20 protein-coding genes, 1 other RNA gene and 1 pseudogene are annotated in these 16,960 nt (G+C 69.1%); 6 read left to right on the forward strand and 16 right to left on the reverse strand.

Annotation, left to right across the window (positions count from 1 at the left end; translation table 11 throughout):
• Positions 1-48: 48 nt before the first annotated feature.
• On the reverse strand, positions 49-822 hold the full coding sequence (locus HHX31_RS17575) for a hypothetical protein (protein ID WP_169949379.1): 774 nt from the start codon (positions 820-822) through the stop codon (positions 49-51).
• Positions 819-1,739, reverse strand: coding sequence for an ATP-binding cassette domain-containing protein (locus HHX31_RS17580; RefSeq protein WP_169949380.1), 921 nt, complete (start codon positions 1,737-1,739; stop codon positions 819-821). Before HHX31_RS17580 ends, HHX31_RS17575 begins: the two co-directional genes overlap by 4 nt.
• 193 nt (positions 1,740-1,932) lie before the next feature.
• Between HHX31_RS17580 and rnpB the strand changes: the two genes are divergently transcribed.
• Positions 1,933-2,323: RNase P RNA component class A (rnpB, locus tag HHX31_RS17585), an RNA gene on the forward strand.
• A 34-nt stretch (positions 2,324-2,357) separates the two neighbouring features.
• Here the strand turns inward: rnpB and HHX31_RS17590 are convergent.
• The 3 genes from HHX31_RS17590 to HHX31_RS35965 all read right to left on the reverse strand — a co-directional run bounded on the left by HHX31_RS17590 (position 2,358) and on the right by HHX31_RS35965 (position 4,170).
• Entirely contained in the window at positions 2,358-3,056 is a 699-nt protein-coding gene (locus HHX31_RS17590; RefSeq protein WP_169949381.1) for a site-specific integrase, read from the reverse strand.
• A gap of 27 nt (positions 3,057-3,083) precedes the next feature.
• Positions 3,084-3,527 (reverse strand): N-terminal phage integrase SAM-like domain-containing protein, encoded by a 444-nt coding sequence (locus HHX31_RS17595; RefSeq protein ID WP_169949382.1) that lies wholly within the window; start codon positions 3,525-3,527, stop codon positions 3,084-3,086.
• A 115-nt stretch (positions 3,528-3,642) separates the two neighbouring features.
• Positions 3,643-4,170, reverse strand: a complete 528-nt coding sequence (locus HHX31_RS35965; protein WP_169949383.1) for a CbrC family protein — start codon at positions 4,168-4,170, stop codon at positions 3,643-3,645.
• Positions 4,171-4,406: 236 nt separating this feature from the next.
• On the opposite strand from HHX31_RS35965, the gene HHX31_RS17605 reads away from it, so the two are divergent.
• On the forward strand, positions 4,407-4,754 hold the full coding sequence (locus HHX31_RS17605) for a hypothetical protein (RefSeq protein WP_169949384.1): 348 nt from the start codon (positions 4,407-4,409) through the stop codon (positions 4,752-4,754).
• 200 nt (positions 4,755-4,954) lie between these two features.
• On the opposite strand, the gene HHX31_RS17610 is transcribed toward HHX31_RS17605, so the two are convergent.
• Positions 4,955-5,356, reverse strand: a complete 402-nt coding sequence (locus HHX31_RS17610; RefSeq protein ID WP_169949385.1) for a VOC family protein — start codon at positions 5,354-5,356, stop codon at positions 4,955-4,957.
• Between the two features lie 187 nt (positions 5,357-5,543).
• On the opposite strand from HHX31_RS17610, the gene HHX31_RS17615 reads away from it, so the two are divergent.
• The gene (locus HHX31_RS17615; RefSeq protein WP_311931919.1) at positions 5,544-5,945 is read left to right on the forward strand and encodes a hypothetical protein; all 402 of its coding nucleotides are present in this window, start codon (positions 5,544-5,546) and stop codon (positions 5,943-5,945) included.
• A gap of 239 nt (positions 5,946-6,184) precedes the next feature.
• Here HHX31_RS17615 and HHX31_RS17620 read toward each other — a convergent pair whose 3' ends face one another.
• The 3 genes from HHX31_RS17620 to HHX31_RS17630 all read right to left on the reverse strand — a co-directional run bounded on the left by HHX31_RS17620 (position 6,185) and on the right by HHX31_RS17630 (position 8,937).
• Positions 6,185-6,841 carry a hypothetical protein gene (locus tag HHX31_RS17620; protein ID WP_169949386.1) on the reverse strand — a complete coding sequence of 219 codons (657 nt, stop codon included), beginning with the start codon at positions 6,839-6,841 and terminating at the stop codon, positions 6,185-6,187.
• Between the two features lie 763 nt (positions 6,842-7,604).
• Positions 7,605-8,087: a hypothetical protein gene (locus HHX31_RS17625; protein WP_169949387.1), complete on the reverse strand. Its 483-nt coding sequence runs from the start codon at positions 8,085-8,087 to the stop codon at positions 7,605-7,607.
• Positions 8,088-8,715: 628 nt separating this feature from the next.
• Positions 8,716-8,937 carry a hypothetical protein gene (locus HHX31_RS17630; protein ID WP_169949388.1) on the reverse strand — a complete coding sequence of 74 codons (222 nt, stop codon included), beginning with the start codon at positions 8,935-8,937 and terminating at the stop codon, positions 8,716-8,718.
• Positions 8,938-9,089: 152 nt separating this feature from the next.
• On the opposite strand from HHX31_RS17630, the gene HHX31_RS17635 reads away from it, so the two are divergent.
• On the forward strand, positions 9,090-9,803 hold the full coding sequence (locus HHX31_RS17635) for a VOC family protein (RefSeq protein ID WP_169949389.1): 714 nt from the start codon (positions 9,090-9,092) through the stop codon (positions 9,801-9,803).
• Between the two features lie 36 nt (positions 9,804-9,839).
• Here HHX31_RS17635 and HHX31_RS17640 read toward each other — a convergent pair whose 3' ends face one another.
• Positions 9,840-10,553 carry a TetR/AcrR family transcriptional regulator gene (locus tag HHX31_RS17640; protein ID WP_169949390.1) on the reverse strand — a complete coding sequence of 238 codons (714 nt, stop codon included), beginning with the start codon at positions 10,551-10,553 and terminating at the stop codon, positions 9,840-9,842.
• A gap of 109 nt (positions 10,554-10,662) precedes the next feature.
• Here HHX31_RS17640 and HHX31_RS17645 point away from each other — a divergent pair, with 109 nt between their 5' ends.
• Positions 10,663-11,886 carry a saccharopine dehydrogenase family protein gene (locus tag HHX31_RS17645; protein WP_169949391.1) on the forward strand — a complete coding sequence of 408 codons (1,224 nt, stop codon included), beginning with the start codon at positions 10,663-10,665 and terminating at the stop codon, positions 11,884-11,886.
• Positions 11,887-11,941: 55 nt separating this feature from the next.
• Here the strand turns inward: HHX31_RS17645 and HHX31_RS17650 are convergent, their stop codons facing one another.
• The 5 genes and pseudogenes from HHX31_RS17650 to HHX31_RS34415 form a co-directional block, all read right to left on the reverse strand.
• The gene (locus HHX31_RS17650) at positions 11,942-12,667 is read right to left on the reverse strand and encodes a hypothetical protein (RefSeq protein WP_169949392.1); all 726 of its coding nucleotides are present in this window, start codon (positions 12,665-12,667) and stop codon (positions 11,942-11,944) included.
• A 117-nt stretch (positions 12,668-12,784) separates the two neighbouring features.
• Positions 12,785-13,801 (reverse strand): multicopper oxidase domain-containing protein, encoded by a 1,017-nt coding sequence (locus HHX31_RS17655; protein ID WP_211589864.1) that lies wholly within the window; start codon positions 13,799-13,801, stop codon positions 12,785-12,787.
• Between the two features lie 380 nt (positions 13,802-14,181).
• On the reverse strand, positions 14,182-14,466 hold the full coding sequence (locus HHX31_RS17660) for a YiaA/YiaB family inner membrane protein (protein ID WP_169949393.1): 285 nt from the start codon (positions 14,464-14,466) through the stop codon (positions 14,182-14,184).
• A gap of 76 nt (positions 14,467-14,542) precedes the next feature.
• Entirely contained in the window at positions 14,543-14,899 is a 357-nt protein-coding gene (locus HHX31_RS34410; RefSeq protein ID WP_311931922.1) for a F0F1 ATP synthase subunit A, read from the reverse strand.
• Between the two features lie 73 nt (positions 14,900-14,972).
• A pseudogene (locus tag HHX31_RS34415) lies at positions 14,973-15,332 on the reverse strand (F0F1 ATP synthase subunit A); the annotation flags it as partial.
• A 114-nt stretch (positions 15,333-15,446) separates the two neighbouring features.
• Here HHX31_RS34415 and HHX31_RS17670 point away from each other — a divergent pair.
• Positions 15,447-16,196, forward strand: coding sequence for a TetR/AcrR family transcriptional regulator (locus tag HHX31_RS17670; protein ID WP_169949394.1), 750 nt, complete (start codon positions 15,447-15,449; stop codon positions 16,194-16,196).
• Between the two features lie 42 nt (positions 16,197-16,238).
• Here the strand turns inward: HHX31_RS17670 and HHX31_RS33690 are convergent, their stop codons facing one another.
• Positions 16,239-16,880: a type II toxin-antitoxin system PemK/MazF family toxin gene (locus HHX31_RS33690; RefSeq protein WP_211589865.1), complete on the reverse strand. Its 642-nt coding sequence runs from the start codon at positions 16,878-16,880 to the stop codon at positions 16,239-16,241.
• Between the last annotated feature and the right edge of the window lie 80 nt (positions 16,881-16,960).

Consider the following 16,960-nt stretch of genomic DNA (forward strand, 5'->3'; position numbering starts at 1 on the left):
GGAAGAATAGGTACGCGGCGCTAAGCCCGGCGTACAGGGCGTGTCGCCTCAGGCGTCCCGCCGGTGGAAGACGGCGGCGGCGGCGCAGAGCAGGCCGAGCACGGTGGCGGTGAGCACCCCGGCGCCCGCGAGCGGCGCGAGCCCTTCCGTGCCGGCATGGACCGCGAAGAGCCTCGCGCCCGCCGCGCTCGGCCACCAGGTGACGATCCACCTGGCCACCGCCTCCGGGAACAGTCCCGCCATGCCGGGCAGGATCAGCAGGAACGTCCCGAGCGAGACGGCCCCCGCCGATCTGCGCAGCAGGAACCCGAGCGCCAGGCCGTACAGGCCGACCAGGCCCATGAACAGGCCCGCGCCCAGCAGCGCCCCGGGCACTCCCGGATCACCGAATCCCGCGCTCGGCACGCCCCGCGCCGCCAGCGCCGCCTGGCTGAGCGCGAACGACAAGAGTGCCAGCGGCGGCCCGATGAGGAACGTGGCCAGCGCGACGACGGCGCCCTTGCCGGCGAGCAGGAGCCCGCGTCTGGGCACGGCGGTGACGCTGACCGGCATCGTCCCCGCGGCGTACTCGGAGGTCACGGTCAGCGCGCCGGCCGCGCTCACGAGCACTCCCGCCAGCACGAGAGCGCGGAAGGCCGTCTCCGTGGGGTCGAAGGCCGCCCGGTCCGCGGCCGGCGCGGCGAGGTAGTCGCGGGCGGCCGTCATGCCGAAGAGATAGCCGTACGCCCCGGCGGCCGCCACCGCCCCCGCCAGGCAGCCGAGCATGGCCCGGATGCTGCGGAACTTCACCCACTCCGCGCGCAGCACGCCGTACGCGGTCACGAGGCGACTCCGGCGGGACTCGCGGTGAACTCGACGCTGTCGCCCGTGAGCTCCAGATAGGCCTCCTCCAGCGAGGCACGCCACGGCGTGAGTTCGTGCAGGACGATTCCATGCGCGCCGGCGAGGCCCCCGACCTCGGCGGACGACATCCCGGTCACCGTCAGGCCGTCCCCGGCGCCGGGCCGTACGGCGGCGCCGGCGTCCCAGAGCAGGGAGGCCAGCCGCGGTGCGTCGGGGGTGCGCACGAGCACCGCCTGCGGCGCGGCCGAGTGGACGAACGCCTCCAGCCCGATGTCGGCGATCAGTCGCCCGCGGCCGATGACGACGAGGTGGTCGGCGGTGAGGGCCATCTCGCTCATCAGGTGGCTGGACACCAGGACGGTCCGGCCCTCGGCGGCCAGGCTCCGCGTCAGCGTGCGGATCCAGCGGATGCCCTCGGGGTCCAGCCCGTTGACGGGCTCGTCGAGCAGCACCACCGGAGGATCGCCGAGCAGCGCCACCGCGATGCCGAGTCGCTGCTTCATCCCCAGGGAGAACCCGCCGGGCCGGCGGCCCGCCACGTCGGCCAGGCCCACGAGCCCGAGCACCTCCTCGACCCGCCGCCGTCCGATGCCGTTGGCGTACGCCAGGGAGAGCAGGTGGTCGAACGCGGTCCTGCGCGGGTGGACGGCGTGCGCGTCGAGCAGCGCCCCCACCTCCCGCAGGGGTACGGGCAGGCCGGCGTAGCGCCGCCCCCCGATCGTCGCGCTCCCGCTCGTCGGCCTGTCGAGCCCGAGGATCATCCGCATCGTGCTCGACTTGCCCGCGCCGTTCGGCCCGAGGAAGCCGGTGACGACGCCCGGCCGTACGTCGAAGGTGAGGCCGTCCACGACGGCTGCCTCGCCGTACCTCTTGGTCAGCTGCCGCAACTCAATCATGGACGCAGGCTCGCTCACCGGTCTGCGTGGTCTCTGGGAGCTTCTGTGTGATCCCTGTGAGCCGTCCGCCCGCGACCTGCGCCGGTGTGGTCTTCCGACCCCGTCTCGCGGGCGAAACTCTGAGACTCTTCACATGACCGCCGGCCGGGGCGGGGAGTGGTCCCGGAGCCGCTAGGCTTACCTGCACGGTGGACGAGCCGGCCGGGCGGCCGCGTCAGGGCTCCGGCCCTGCCGAGGAAGGTCCGGGCTCCACAGGGCAGGGTGGTCGGTAACGCCGACCCGGGGCGACCCGCGGGACAGTGCCACAGAAAACAGACCGCCCCCTTCGCGGGGGTAAGGGTGAAACGGTGGTGTAAGAGACCACCAGCGCCCACGGTGACGTGGGCGGCTCGGTAAACCCCACCCGGAGCAAGGTCAAGAAGGGACGTTCTCCGGAACGTCCCGCGCGCGACGTTCGAGGGCTGCCCGCCCGAGCCGCGCGGGTAGACCGCTTGAGGCCGCCGGTAACGGCGGTCCTAGATGGATGGCCGCCGGTCAGCCCTCGCGGCTGACCACAGAACCCGGCCTACAGGCCGACTCGTCCACCTTCCGCCCCTCTGAGCTGGGCGGACTCCCGGATCACTCCTGCTCGGGGCGCATCGGGGGCACATCGAGCGCGGAACGGAACGCCGAATCTAGCGCCGTACGAGCCCGCTCGGAGGCTTCCGGCACGAGATGCCCGTAGAGATCGACCGTCGTGGTGATCGACTCGTGGCCGAGCCATCGGGACACCTCGGAGATCGGAACGCCCTCAGCAAGGGCCGTGCTCGCGAAGGTGTGCCGCAGGTCGTGAAAGGTCGTGTCCGGCAGCAGACCGGCCGCTCTGATCGCTGGCTTCCAGATGCGAGCGTTGAAGTAGTCCCGCCGCATCAGGTTGTCGTGCGAGGTCGAGAAGAGGAGATCGGCGGGGGAGTGGTCGGCGATGTGCTTCTCCAGCGCTTCGGCGAGGAACACCGGCATGGGCACTTCACGCACCGACGCCGGACTCTTCGGAGTCGCCATCGTCGGCCGACGATCGATCACCACCTGACGATCAATCCTGATCATCTGATCGGCGAACCTGACGCGATCCACCGAGAGCCCTAACGCTTCCCCTTGCCGCAGACCGGCAGCCGCGCCCAGAAGCACCAACGGCCCGTACTTCGGCGGCATGGCACGGCTCACCCTCATGACCTGATAGGACACCAGGAGCCGGATCACGGTCTTGTCGGCGTGCGGCAGACGGATGTCCCGGCAAGGTGTCTTGCTGATCAGACCGTCACGTACAGCCCCGCGCATGATGCTCGCGAAGATCGTGTGGACGGTCTAGATCGTGCGAGGAGCGAGCCCTTTGGCCCGCAGGCTTTTGACCCACTGCTGCACGGCGGTGGGCCGGATCGACGCGAGGGGCACGCGGTCGAAGGCCGGGTAGATGTGCTTGCGCAGGTGGTTCCTGTAGGTCTCCTCGGTGGTCGGCTTGTGCAGCCGCGCGGCCAACCATTCCGGCGCGTAGTCGCCGAACTTCGTCTGACCCAGCTTGGGGTCGATCCAGTCCCCACGGGCGGTGTCCGCCTTGCGGGCAGCGTCGAAGCGGTCAGTGTCAGCCTTGCGATCGAAGCTCCGCTTGAGCTGGAGACGCTTCTCGTCCCGATACCGAACGAGCCACCGGTCACCACGACCGTGCTCCCGTGTAGGGACGCGCTTGTGCTCGGGACAGAAAGGCTCACCCTTCTTCGGGTGGGACTTGTGCCACCGGTCGGTAACCGTCACTCCTGCTCCCGCACCCAGGCGTAGACGTCCTCGGGCAGGTAGCGCAGACATTCGGTGGTGATCAGGTGGCCGGCCTGATGTGGGCTCCTGCTATCGAACCGCACCGGAAGAGCGATCAGGTGTAGTCCGCGTAGGCCAGGTGAGTTCCGCACTTGCGGCATCTGAACAAGTAGGCAGTCGGATCGCCGTCTTTGTCTAGAGCAGTGATGAAGTCTTCCACGTGGTTTGGGGGCCACCCTTCAGATGCCTCATGACGCAACATCTCTGTCGCGTCTGGGAAGGCGGCGAGCTCCCGCGCCCCCACTGGCCCGAGAAAAGCGGCCCCGTCGCCACAGTGAAAGAGCCAACGCCCATCCTGCCAGCTGGAGAAGCCGGGTGTGCGTCGGCTGATGATCTCGATCGTTTCCATCGAGACGGTGCTCGGAACGTCGTACAAGTCTGTGAACTCGGCCTCGTAGCGAGCTGCGAAGCTCCCATCGGCGATGCACCAGGGGCACGGCCGGTTCCCGAGGGACTCCGCGCAAAAGACAGGGCCGACATATGTGTAGCCCCGAGCTTCCCCGCAATACACGCACGTGCTCTCGGAGACCTTCACAGATCCTGTTGCTAGTGGATCGGGATGATAAGCGAATCCGGGCAACATGGGCGATAGCTTACGGACTCCGTCGGCGACTCCAGGCGGGACCGCTTACCGGATCGCTGCGTGACCAACTGCGTGACAACGCCCACAGACGACACCGGACGCTGACGGACGGCAGCGGAGTGTGTTTGCAGGGAGAGACGCCGCGAGATCAGTTCGAGCACCTCTTGCCGCTACCTGATAAGGAAGAGGTCCACCAGGATTTACGGCGGCGCACGGCGACGTGTGATCCTCGGCCCGTGAGCTGCTCAGACGACGAGGTTTGGCCTGCCTATCTCGAGCACACCCGCGAGCTCGCGGGACAGCTCCTTCGCGCGGACGACCCTTACGAGGTTGGGCTGCAATTCATGGGCGACACGATCGAGGTCATCACCACCGGCGAGTACGGGTACGCGGTCAGCATGTACAACTTGTGGGGTGAGCTCACCGACTGGGTGGAGCTCAAGCCAGCCGAGGAAGACCTTGCTAAGGCCGAGATGGTTCGGGCCGCCCGCGAGTGGCTGGCGCTGAATCCTCGGGACAGCGAGGCTGCACGCAGGTACTTCGATCACTGGCTACACGAAGTCTTCCACCACGATCAGTCGTAGCGTGATGCATCCGTCGGGGCACTTTGGGGGCACATGGCACCGGAAAGTGCTGGCAAGCGATGACAACGAACGGAAGCGTCACGTCATCGCAGGTCGCTTCGGAGGTGGGGCGAAAGCGTGCACGTAGGGAGGGTGCGAAATTTGTACCCGGCCTACAGGCCGACTCGTCCACCTTCAGCCCTCCGTCAGAGCGGTGACGGCTAGGGCAGGATCGGGCCCTGGTCGGTCCAATCAAAGCCCTTGTTGCGGCACAGGCAGAAGGGGTGGCCGATCGGGTCGGTGTAGACCCGCCAGCCGTAGCCGTTGGGGCCGATGCAGTCCTGCCGCAGCGTCGCGCCGAGGTCGAGGACGCGGCGCTGCTCGGACTCGATCTCGTCCACTTCGAAGTCGAGATGGAACTGCTTGGGGTGCTCGCTGTCGGGCCACTGCGGAGCGCGGTAGTCGTCCACCCGGATGAAGGCCAGCTCGACCTCGCCGAACTTGATACCGGCCCAGTTCTCGTGGCTACCTTCCTTGATCGGGCGGCCCGTCACTTCGGAGTAGAAAGCCGCCAGCTTCATCGTGTCCGGGCAGTCGATGATGAAATCGGTGAGGCGTAGCACCCTGCGATCTTGTCACAAAATCCGGAGGACACAGTCAGGGCGGGGCAAGTCAGGGCGCATAAAAGGCCGGCTCAACGCGCGAGCCGAGCAGCCGTCGCAGGTCAGCCAGCAGGACGGATCAGATCTCCGACATCTGGATGGCCATATCGGCGGAGCCGTCCGGCCCCGGTCCGGGGATAGTGGAGCGGTGGATCTGCCCAGCCTGGAGCATCAACGCCTGGTCGCGGTGACCGCGGCCCTGTTCACCCACGAGTCCGACGCCCCTGAACTCCAGCACGTTTGGCTTCACCTTGAGGCGATAATCGTCCTGGTCTATGTCGCGTCCGACTGGGCACTCCGGATCACGCCGAGCGAACCAGGGGATAGCTATGCGATGGAGGGGCTGGGCAGCCGCGTCGACATAGTCCCTGCCCCTGCCGCTGTTCCCTTCGTGCGGCATATCGGGGAGCGACTTGTGCGTGTGACCGAGGAGTTCGACACCGTGGACCCGGTCCAGTGCGTGGAGGCGGAGTTCGTCTTCGACGGGGGCGTGGTGGTCGCGCGAAGCTTCGGGGGCGACCTACATCTCGTCGGCACCTACGCCCGCTGAACCCGGCCTACGGGCCGACTCGTCCACCTTCACGCCTCTCGCCTGGGTCTAGGAGTGGACCAGGTGCCGCTGTCCGGCCCTGTTCCGCCAGCCCCCAGCGATCATGGTTTCGCCATCGTCTCGGCGATCGTGGCGTGCCCCGAACGCGCTTGGATGACCTTCGGGTTCAGGTTCGCGAGGACGAGACTCGACGCGTAGAAGTGCCTCAGGTCGTAGAAGCGGGTCCCCTAAAGCCCAGGTCAGCCGCTGAAGTCGATGCGGAACCGGTAGAGGCCGTCGTAGGTGGCGCCCCGGATGGTGAACGCAGCGCCGCCCGAGCTCACCCGGCCCGAGATCGTCGCACCCTCTTTCAAGGAGTGCAGGTTCACGATCGAACCGAGATCACGGCAGGGCACGAGCGGGGTCTGGGCCCAGAAGTGATTGAAGGAGGCGCCCTCGGCGCGATGGTCGTCGACCAGCTTGCCGGACCAGGAGGCGCCCGATCGGCCCGTGACCCAGTAGCCGAGCAGGAGCCTGGGATCGCGCGGGTTGCCGGCGATGTCCCGGCCCGAAGCGGTGACGATGGTGGACGAACCAAGCTGGAACGAACCAACGGCGCCGATCTTGCCGACGTAGAACTCCCAGTGGAACGGATTGCGCTCGACCTGGCGGCCGGCGGACTGGCGAGTGCCGGTGATGAGTTGGGCGGCCGCCCTGTAGCGGCTGGTGCCGACGAATCGTCGGTTCCCCCCGAACTGGCCACCGCAGTAGTCGTAGACGTCGACCACCACGCTGGCGGTGCCGCGGTAGGTCTTCCCGGTCTGCGCACCGGCCGGGCCGGTCGGCAGCGCCAATGCGAGTACCGCGGTCAGCAGCGTGACCACGGCCGATCTGCCCTTCCATGCCTTGACAGTCATGAAACGATCCCTCCTTGTCGTGCAGTTACAGTCGCACGGCAAGGGGGTCGCGAATATCCTCAAAAGACGGCTTTCATCAGCCCGAGGTCGATGGATCGGTGCTCCAGAGGGCGGGAAAGGGGAGAGAACCGGGATCCGGCCATTCGTTCCGTCTCTGTTCCGTCGAAGCGTCAGCGATCCCCAAAACTGTTGGCGAATTCTGGGGCGCGAAATTCCAGCCCAGGCCTGGTTCCGGAGATCCGCCGCGGGTCGGAGAAGAACCCGGCCTACAACTCCGGCGCGGAACAATACACAGTTGCGGCTCCGCGCAGCTTTGAGTTCCGGGAGCACAGGTGCCGTCGGCTGCTTCGACGAGTGGCGCTTGGGCCCTGTGAGAACGTTCTGTACGTCTTAAGGCGGCCCGAAGCCGGGCCGTACGCGCCGCCGTCACGGCACGCCGCCGCCTCCCGCTGGCGCTTCCGGCGGCCGGCTGAAACCACGCCGGACGGCTGGCGCGGACGAGTCGAGGCGGGCCGCCGCGCGACAGTACAGGTCTGATCACGGGCGGTGGGCTGAGCTGGAACAGCCGCCAGTGCTGCGCGGCGCGGGGGTGACGCCTCCGGCGGGGGCGCTCCGGCTCCGAGAGGGAACGCGCGAAGCTCACGCAGTGATTGTCTGGGCTGGAAGTCCTGAGTTGCTTAGCCAGTGGGCGAACGGCGGACACTCGGGAACTGTCGGGCCCAGAGTCGGCTCGGCGCATGCGGATCAACGGCCGACGGCTCGATCACTCCCACACGCCGCTGACGGGAATGCCTGCCTTGGCGGCGAACTCGGGGGTGAAGACGACCATGACATCGTCGGTACCCAGGTGGTAGACGTCGCCTGGTGGCCAGTCCACCGGTCGGCCGGCGGCGATCCACACTGTCCTCTCCTTCGAACACAGCCGGATGGCGACCGGCAGTCGGATGCCGCCTTCGCGGTCTTCGGACCAGACGATGTCGGCGCGGGTCAGTTTCCTGTCGATGAGGCTTGACCAGCGGAAGTGATCGGTCACGTCCACCTCCGCCGAGCCGCCTGGCTCTCCGATCCTTACCAGGTGAGCGGTGATCGGTTGAAGGAAGAGTTCAAGCCCGTAGTGTTCGAAGCTGCTTCCCCACACGGCCGAGAATCGAGCGCCGTCGCCGGTGAGCAACTCGACGCCCATGGTCGGCTGGTGCCACGGCCCGAAGTCCCAGTCTTCGACTTCGCAACCGTCCTCCCCGCTCATCAGGGGGTAGTAGATGACCCTCTGAATACACCTGCCCCGCAACAGGGCAACCGTGCTCTCATATTCCGCCGCGGTCAGCGCCGATGACACCGGTACAGCATCATTCAGTACAGATCACCTCTGCCACCCAATACGGGTCGTGGATCAGACGGCGGAACAAGTGGACGAGTCGATCCAGGCGCGACAGACAACGTACGGCAAGACATGCGACTTGCTGAGAGCCGTTTTGCCGTCAGCGGGTGTGGCCGGTGCGAGCATCGCGAGAGGTAGAAGCGATCACCGCAGCCGGGGGAGACATGCTCGGAAAACTGATCCTGATAATGGGCGTGGCCGCGGCGGCGTCGACGGCCGCCATGACCTCAGCCTGGGCGGCTCTATCGGCGCAGGCGGTCATCGCGGCCACGCCGGCCGGGCAGAAGGCGGGTGCCTGTAGTCCGGGATCGCCGTGTGCGGCGGTCAACTGCGGTCCGGGCCGCGTCTGCGTGCCTTCGCACAAGCAGTGCTTCACCACGCCGTGCCCGCAGTACGACTGCGTGCCCGCGTCCTCGGCGCCCCGCCCGAATCACCGGCCCCCCTACCTCGGCTCACTCCCGGACCGCTGGCCGCATCGTCCGGGACCGCGACCGGCCTACCCGCACCAGCGGCAGACCGCGGACCGTCCCGACAGGTCGCCGTTGGCACTCCTGGTGAACCCGGCACGCGACGTCGGCAGGGTGGGCGACTTCCAGCCGTGAACCCGTCGCGCCATGTCGGCGACGGGCGCGGCTCGTCCCCCCGCGAGCCGCTCCAGGCCGCCCGCGCGCCGCGACGAAGGCCGCCGGAGCGCGAGAGCCTCCGGAACGGCCGGCATGTGCCGAACGGCGATCGAGTCCGTGGGCACGGGAGGACGTCCCCGCCGAAAAACGCTTGGCGTGACGGGGGCGGGAGCGCCTAGCGTTGAGCCTCTCCGTGGGCGCGCTGGATGTGCCCTGCCGAGCACTCAGATCGGAGGTGCGGAGCGGCATGACCAGTCACCTCGTCGCGCTCTGCTTCGACGCGAACGACCCGGTCGGTCTCGCGCAGTTCTGGGGCGACTTCCTGGGCTGGGAGACGGCCGAGGACGACATCGCGCTCCTGCCCGGCGACGACACCGGGTTCCGGATCCGGTTCCTGCCGACCCTGGCGCGGAAATCCGGCCAGAACCGCGCGCACTTCGACCTGACGAGCACGTCCCTCGAAGATCAGCAGCAGAAGGTGGCGAGGGCGCTCGAACTCGGCGCCCGGCACATCGACGTCGGGCAGAGCCCGGAGGACGACCACATCGTGCTCGCGGACCCCGAGGGCAACGAGTTTTGCGTCATCGGGCCGGACAACAAGTTCCTCGCCGACTGCGGATTCGTCGGGGCGCTGTCCTGCGACGGTTCGCAGGAGGTCGGATACTTCTGGAGCGCGGCGCTAGGCTGGCCGCTGGTCTGGGACCAGGACCAGGAGACCGCGATCCGCTCGCCGCACGGCGGCCCCAAGATCACCTGGGGTGGCCCGCCGCTGATGCCGAAGAACGGCAAGAACCGGCTGCATCTCGACATCGCTCCCCCCGCCGATGGCGACCAGCAATCGGAGGTCGACCGTCTCGTCTCCCTCGGCGCCAAGCGCATCGACATCGGTCAGGGCGATGCCGGCTGGGTGGTCATGGCGGACCCCGACGGCAACGAGTTCTGCGTTCTGACCCCTCGTTGAGGCCGGGCGGCCGGCAGGGTCGTACCGGCTCGCGGGTCAGGAGCGTACGGAGACGGCGTCGAGGCGTGACGCGGCGCTGTCGAGCAGCATGTCCAAAGTGGCGGGGTAGGCGCTGTCGTTCATGTCGGCGATCAGCAGGGGCGCGACCGCCGCGATGTTGGGGTGGGTGTCGGCCGGCAAGCGGGCGTAGGTCGCCTGCCAGATCTCCTCGTCCGCCCTGCGTGCCTCTTCAGGCAGCGCGAGGGAGGCCGCGTCGAGCGCGGCGAAGGCCAGCGTCGTGTCGATGAAGGCGTGGTAGACGCGGACCGCCTCACGGTCGGGGAACCCGGCGCCGCGCAGCAGTCCGAGGATCGCCTCGTCGGCCGCGATCTCGTGGGACTTGCCGCTGATGCGGCTGGCGGTCAGCACCGCGGCCTGGGGGTGTTCGAGGTAGGCGGCGTGGATGAGCAGGCCCAGTTCGCGTAGGTCGGCGCGCCAGTCGCCGGTGCGGCGCCAGCCGGCCATGGCCCGGCCGATGAGCATGTCGCCGATGGCCAGGGTGAGGTCGTCGATTCCGGCGAAGTAGCGGTAGAGCGTGCTGGGGTCCGCGCCCAGGGCGATGCCGAGCCGCCGTACGGTCAGTCCTGCGGAGCCGTGCTCGCGCAGCATGCGCAGAGCGGTTCGTACGATCAGGTCCTCGGAGAGGACCACGCCGTTCTTCGTCGGGCGGCGTCGTCTGCGCGCCGGTTCAGGGACGACGGGCTTGGGCACGCCGCTCCTCCTCTCTGCGTCCTTATGCCAACACCATTGACGTTATCAGCGGGGATGGCGTTGGATCGGGCCTACCAAGACGTTTTGTCCTGGAAAGGGAGTTTTTGTCATGCGTGTTCTGCTTGTCGGTGCCGGTGCGGTGGGTACGGCGATCACCCGGATCGCGGCCCGCCGGTCCTTCTTCGACCAAATGCTCGTGGCCGACTACGACCTGTCCCGCGCGGAGGCGGCGGTCGCCGCGCTCGGGGAGGCGGGCGCGCGCTTCGGCGCCCTGCGGGTGGACGCGGGCGACGAGGCCGCGGTGACGGCGCTGCTGGCGGAACACCGCTGCGACGTCCTGCTCAACGCCACCGACCCGCGGTTCGTGATGCCGCTGTTCCGGGCGGCGCTGTCGGCCGGAGCGCACTATCTCGACATGGCGATGTCGCTGTCGCGGCCCGACCCGGAGCGCCCTTACGAGGTGTGCGGGGTCAAGCTGGGGGACGCCCAGTTCGAGATGGCCGGCGAGTGGGAGAAGGCGGGCAGGCTCGCGCTGGTCGGCATGGGGGTGGAGCCGGGACTGTCGGACGTCTTCGCCCGGTACGCCGCCGACGAACTCTTCGACCACATCGAGGAGATCGGCGTCCGCGACGGCGCCAACCTCACCGTCGACGGGTACGACTTCGCGCCGTCCTTCAGCATCTGGACCACGATCGAGGAGTGTCTCAACCCCCCGATCGTGTACGAGGCCGGCCGGGGCTGGTTCACCACCCCGCCCTTCAGCGAGCCGGAGGTGTTCGACTTCCCCGAGGGCATCGGCCCTGTCGAGTGCGTCAACGTCGAACACGAGGAGGTCCTGCTCATGCCGCGCTGGATCGGCGCCGAGCGGGTGACCTTCAAGTACGGCATGGGCGCGGAGTTCATCGACACCCTGCGGACCCTGCACCTGCTGGGGCTGGACCGCACCGAGCCGGTCCGGGTCGTCGCCGCGGACGGCGCCACCGTCAAGGTCTCCCCGCGTGACGTGGTCGCGGCGTGCCTGCCCGACCCGGCGACCCTCGGGGATCGCATGCGCGGCAAGACGTGCGCGGGCACCTGGGTCAAGGGCACCAAGAACGGCGGTCGGCGCGAGGTCTACCTCTACCACGTGGTCGACAACGAGTGGTCCATGCGCGAGTACGGCTCGCAGGCGGTGGCGTGGCAGACCGCCGTCAACCCGGTCGTGGCCCTCGAACTGATGGCCACCGGCGTCTGGTCCGGGGCCGGCGTCCTGGGTCCGGAGGCCCTGTCGCCCCGGCCCTTCCTCGACCTGCTCACCGCGTACGGCTCCCCCTGGGGCATGCGCGAGCAGTGACCGCGCGCTCCGGCGGCGGCTTGCCGCCGGCCGCGAGGCGGTGCGGCCCGCGTGGTCAGGAGAAACGCTCGACGGTCACGGGGACCGCTCCCGCCTGGCGCATGATCGTCGTCAACCGTCGCAGCAGCGGTCCGAGGGCCTCGTCGGACGTGGTCCCCAGGTGGGCCGTCAGGTCGACGGACCAGGCGGCGCCGGGCCCGATCCTGCGTACGTTCCAGGTGAAGACGTCCGAGGCCGTGTGCAGCACACCGGTGCCGACGACCCGGGTCCGCGGGTCGCCGGCCTCCGCCACAAGCGTCACCGCCTCCGCGAGACGGGAGAGGTTCGGCTCGCCGGCGAACAGCAGGCGGTAGACCCGCGTGTCGTGGAAGCCGGCGGGAACCCCCGGCGGGCCGAGCCGCAGAGGAGGGGAGTCCGGCAGGGGCAGGCAGTCGTGGAACATCGCCCGCAGCCCCGCCTCGCCGGGCAGGTCGCCGCCGCCGAGATCGCGATACCCGTCCTCGGCCTCGCGGCGGCTGACCGCGCGGACGCGGGCGCGCAGATCGGGATCCTCGCGCATCGCGCGCCCGAAGGCCGCCGAACTCCACCACACGCCGTCGGCCGCGGTCCATCCCGCGGTGTCCAGGCCGATGGTCCTGAAGTCGCCGGCCAGGGCGAACTCCTCGACGACGACTCCCTCGGCGCCCGTCCCCGACATGATCAGGTAGTAGTCGAGAGCCGCCCCTGCTCCGGGGGCGGCGGTGACGTCCGCTCGCCGGCGCCCGTACGCGTCGCTGGTCATGGGCCGCACCCTACTGACCTCGTTGCTCGGCGGCGCGGCGTCCCGCCCCGGATGGGGCGCCGGGCAGGCCCGAGTCGCGAACGGGCCCGCCCGGCGCGGTCAAGGGCGGGACGGGGGTCAGTGCGGCATGGTGCCCATGCCGGAATCCGGGTCCATCCCGCCCATGTCGTGGTCGGGAACGTTGCCGTGCTCGTCGGCCACCATGAACACCCCGACCATGCCCATGTCGGAGTGGCTCTGCACGTGGCAGTGGTACATCCACGCCCCAGGGCCCACGCGCTCCCCGGCGATCACCTGGAAGCCGAACGACTCGGCCGGGCCGGTGGTCTTGGTGTCGATGATCCGGCTCGGGTCCTGCGGCCCTTCCAGTAGCCCGGTGCGGTTGTCGGCCCACCGGTGCCCGTGGATGTGGAAGGTGTGGAAGGCGCTCCCGTGAGTGATCACGATGAACTCCACCCGCTCGCCGATCTTGGCGAGGAAGTGCGGCCCTTGCCCTCTCATGTTGTTGATCATCACGTCGTTGAACACGACGGTGAACGTCTTGTCCGGCCGGACGTCGTCCTTCCGGCGGACCACCAGCGGCCCGTAGAGGCCCTTCTTGATGCCTCCCGTGCCGTGGTCGGAGCCCACCACATGGTCGTGGTAGTGCCAGTAGCCCGCGCTGCCGGGCTCGATGGTCCCGCCGGGGCGGCGGCCCTGCGCATGGGTGCGCCAGACGTAGGTGCGCCGGCCGCCCGGCTCCACCACGCTGTTGTTCATCCGGGTGCCGTCGCTGCTCACCTCGTAGTCCACGCCGTGGACGTGGAGGCTCGCGGTCACGTCCGAGTTGTTGACCAGTTCGACTTCGAGGGTCTCGCCCTCGACCATCTCGATGAGCGGTCCGGGGATCGTCGCCTTGCCGGGCTCCAGGCCGTAGCCCATGTCGCCGTTCGGCAGGTTCTCCGCGTAGAGGGTGATGCGGCGGGGGTTCTTCGGGCCGGGCGGCGAGGGCGGCGCGGGCGCGGTCTTGTCCGGCGGGGACGCGCTCGCCTGGCCCGACATGACCAGCGGGGCGAACGCCGCCGCGGTGGCGGTCGTGGTGAAGGCTCGCCGGGAGAACACGCTCCGCCTCGTGCCCCTGCCTACCTCGGACATGGTTTCCCTCAATCGTGACGACGTCCCGTGTCCGCGCCGGACAGCTCCGCCTCCGCGGGCGGTGACGAGCCGGCCGGGATGACGTCGTGTCTGCCGGAAGGGAACGCGGCGCGCTCCGGTCCGGGCTGCAGGCAGCGGGCGGTGACAGGTGATGCTTTTGACGGCATCTCTGATACTTTCGAGAGAATTAGGCGGTAGTGGGGCCTGTCATGTCAAGAAGTAAATTCGCTGACGAGAAGACTTCGTCACATGGATGGATTAAGTGGTGTGAGGCTGCTAAGGTCGCGATCGGTTCGTGTGCCCTCCACCCCGCTCCGCCCTGCCGAGGCCCCCATGAAGGTCCAGCGTGTGCCGCCCGTCGCCCGGCCGACCTGGTCCTGTCAGTCGGTCCGGAAGGGGTCGTGCTCGGCGAGGAGTTTGTCGAGCCGGGCCTGGTCCACCCGGTTGACGACGCTCGCCTCCTCCTGCCGGTCCCGTACGCACTTGGCCAGCGTGAACGTCGAGGTCACCACGTACATCAGCCCGAGCGCGAGAAAGGAGCGCACCCAGGCCGTGACCGGAAGGTAGAGGATGCCGGCGGCCAGGCCCGCTAGGGAGATCGCGAACGACAGCACGGCCTGGATGTAGAAGGCTGTCGTCGTCGAGGTTTTAACCGGTTGCGTCATGGTGTCATCGTCCGCGGCACCCGCCTGCCGGGCATGAGCGCCGATACTCAGTTACCGGTGAGTACGGATCCCCGTCTCAGTGGTCGGGGCGCAGGGCGTTGCCGATGTACATGGCCGCCAGCATGGTGAAGAGGAACGCCTGCAGGAACTGGATGAAGATCTCCAGGCCGGTCATCAGCACGGCCATGACCACGCCGAGGATACCGACGGGGAACCCGGCCGCCGTGGGGTGCTCGACGAGGAACCAGAACCCCACCGCGCTGAAGAACGCGAGCAGCAGGTGCCCCGCGAACATGTTCGCGAACAGCCGTACGGCATGCGTGAACGGCGCGGTGACGAACGTGTAGAGCAGTTCGAGCGGTGCGAACAGGAACAGCGCGAGCGGCTTCGGCAGGCCGGGCGGGAACATCAGGCTCTTGAGATAGCCGCCCACCCCGTGGTGCCGGAAGCCCGAGGTAGAGCTTGATCATGTACACGACCAGGGCGAACACCACGGGGAACGCGATGTGCGAGTTCACCGGGAACTGCGCTCCAGGGATCACGCCGAACAGGTTCCACAGCAGGATCACCGAGAACAGGCTGAGCAGGAACGGCATCCACCTCTCCGCGTCGGCGCCGAGGAACGGCCTGGCCGCCTGGTCGCGGACGAACAGGTAGGCGTACTCGCCGAGATGCTGCAGGCCGCGGGGGACCAGCGACGGCCGCGCGAACGCCCCCCACGCGAGCGCGCACAGCAGGACCACGCCGGCCACGGCCAGCACCACGGGCTTGGTCAGCCAGAACGGCGCGCCGGGCCAGAGCGGCGGAAAGTCGAACAGTTCGGGACCGGGAACCGTGAAGTCGTCCTCGGCGAGGATCGCGGGCATGAGGTCCCCTCGTCGGAGCGGCCAAAACCGAGTACGGCGTACTCACTTTCCTGAGGTGAGCGTACATACCCGGTACGGTGTACGCAATAGTGCGACGACCTGGGACGACGAACGATGCAAGACCACGAGAACCTGTGGACGCGACCCGAGCACCCCGCGCGGGGGCCGCGGCCGAGCTTCAGCCGAGCCGCTCTGACCGAGGCCGCGATCAGGATCGCCGACGCGGAAGGGCTGGAGGCGATCTCCATGCGGCGGCTCGCCGCCGATCTCGGGGCGGGCACGATGTCCCTGTACCGCTACGTCACGGGCAAGGACGAGGTGTTCGATCTCATGATCGACACTGCCGTGGGGGAGTACCTGCCGGAGGACCGGCAGCCGCCTGGCGACTGGGCCGAAGGACTCCGCCTGCTCGCCTGGCAGGCGCGGCGCACCATGCTCCGGCATCCGTGGCTCGCGTCGCTCGCGGCCGGCCGGCCGCAGGCCGGCCCGAACAGCGCGCGTCTGATGGAGACCGCCCTCGGGATGCTCGACGGTCTCGGCCTCACCGTCGACGAGATGCTGACCCTTGTCGGCGCGGTCTTCGCGTACGTGCACGGTCACATCCAGAGCGAACTGGCCGAGGTCGAGGCGACGCGGCGGCTGGGGCTCACCCTGGCCCAGCGACTGGCCCGGCACCTGTCCTACATCCAGTCGCTCATCGCGACGGGGAACTATCCCATGCTGGAGCGGGTGACGAAGGAGGCCGGGCGGGAGTACACCACCGCCGACGACCGCTTCGCGTACGGCCTGGACCGGCTGCTCGGCGGCATCGCCGCGAGTCTGCCGGCGCGCGGCGGCCAGGTGGGGCCCGCGTCACCGCGCTGACGGCACGCATCGGTTCCGCTCACCGGGAGCGGCAGGGTGGGGTCAGTTCGGGGTGATCTCGTGGAGGCGGCAGACCTGCCGCCAGACGCGCGCGTCGAGCGTGCCCGCCCTGTCCTGGAAGTCGGCGACGGGGACGCGGACCGGCCCGGTGAGGTCGAGGAAGCTGTTGTGGGCGGCGTCGGGATCCCAGGTGCGGGTGGGGATCTCCACGTGGTCGTCGCGGTCGCGGCGATCCTGGCTCGTGATCTTCAGGACCTCTGCGCCGCCCCGGTAGGTCCTGAGCACCACGCACGGGCGCACCTTGTGGCCGGGCCCGTCCTCGAAGGGAACGTCGGCCCACCAGATGTCACCGGGGCGCGGGCCTGCCTGCGTGGCCGCGCCGCCGCCCGTCGTCCGGCGGCCGCCGCCGGGGCCGGACGAGCCGCGCCCTGTGCCTGGTCTCGTGCCCGGCCTGGTGCCGGACCCCGTGCCGGAACCGGTGCCGCTGCCTGGCTTGGCGCCTCGCCGCGTGGTGCCGGCCGTGCCCCGTCCGGAGGGCCCTGGCTGCCCGCCGGTACGGCCCGGCGGGCGGCCCGAGGGACGCGATGCGGGCCGCCCCCGTGAGACTCCGGGCAGGCGACCGGTCACGCCGAGCGCCACCAACAACACGACCAGCACGGCCATCGCCGACACCACCCAGATCATGACCGACAGCCTAAAGCCCCGCATGGACGGCGAAGCAGCCGAATCCGTGCCTCATACCGGCCCCGGCCCCGGCCCGCGTC

Source organism: Microbispora sp. H11081, from assembly GCF_012999535.1.
GTDB lineage: Bacteria > Actinomycetota > Actinomycetes > Streptosporangiales > Streptosporangiaceae > Microbispora.

What these genes read in the sequence shown, in the direction of transcription:
- HHX31_RS17590 (WP_169949381.1), bottom strand. Translation starts at nt 3,056, where the DNA reads ATGCGCGGGGCTGTACGTGACGGTCTGATCAGCAAGACACCTTGCCGG.
- HHX31_RS17625 (WP_169949387.1), bottom strand. Translation starts at nt 8,087, where the DNA reads ATGAGCGGGGAGGACGGTTGCGAAGTCGAAGACTGGGACTTCGGGCCG.
- HHX31_RS17635 (WP_169949389.1), top strand. Translation starts at nt 9,090, where the DNA reads ATGACCAGTCACCTCGTCGCGCTCTGCTTCGACGCGAACGACCCGGTC.
- HHX31_RS17655 (WP_211589864.1), bottom strand. Translation starts at nt 13,801, where the DNA reads ATGTCCGAGGTAGGCAGGGGCACGAGGCGGAGCGTGTTCTCCCGGCGA.
- HHX31_RS17580 (WP_169949380.1), bottom strand. Translation starts at nt 1,739, where the DNA reads ATGATTGAGTTGCGGCAGCTGACCAAGAGGTACGGCGAGGCAGCCGTC.
- HHX31_RS17620 (WP_169949386.1), bottom strand. Translation starts at nt 6,841, where the DNA reads ATGACTGTCAAGGCATGGAAGGGCAGATCGGCCGTGGTCACGCTGCTG.
- HHX31_RS17645 (WP_169949391.1), top strand. Translation starts at nt 10,663, where the DNA reads ATGCGTGTTCTGCTTGTCGGTGCCGGTGCGGTGGGTACGGCGATCACC.
- HHX31_RS17630 (WP_169949388.1), bottom strand. Translation starts at nt 8,937, where the DNA reads ATGCCGGCCGTTCCGGAGGCTCTCGCGCTCCGGCGGCCTTCGTCGCGG.
- HHX31_RS35965 (WP_169949383.1), bottom strand. Translation starts at nt 4,170, where the DNA reads ATGTTGCCCGGATTCGCTTATCATCCCGATCCACTAGCAACAGGATCT.
- HHX31_RS33690 (WP_211589865.1), bottom strand. Translation starts at nt 16,880, where the DNA reads ATGATCTGGGTGGTGTCGGCGATGGCCGTGCTGGTCGTGTTGTTGGTG.
- HHX31_RS17670 (WP_169949394.1), top strand. Translation starts at nt 15,447, where the DNA reads ATGCAAGACCACGAGAACCTGTGGACGCGACCCGAGCACCCCGCGCGG.
- HHX31_RS17650 (WP_169949392.1), bottom strand. Translation starts at nt 12,667, where the DNA reads ATGACCAGCGACGCGTACGGGCGCCGGCGAGCGGACGTCACCGCCGCC.
- HHX31_RS17660 (WP_169949393.1), bottom strand. Translation starts at nt 14,466, where the DNA reads ATGACGCAACCGGTTAAAACCTCGACGACGACAGCCTTCTACATCCAG.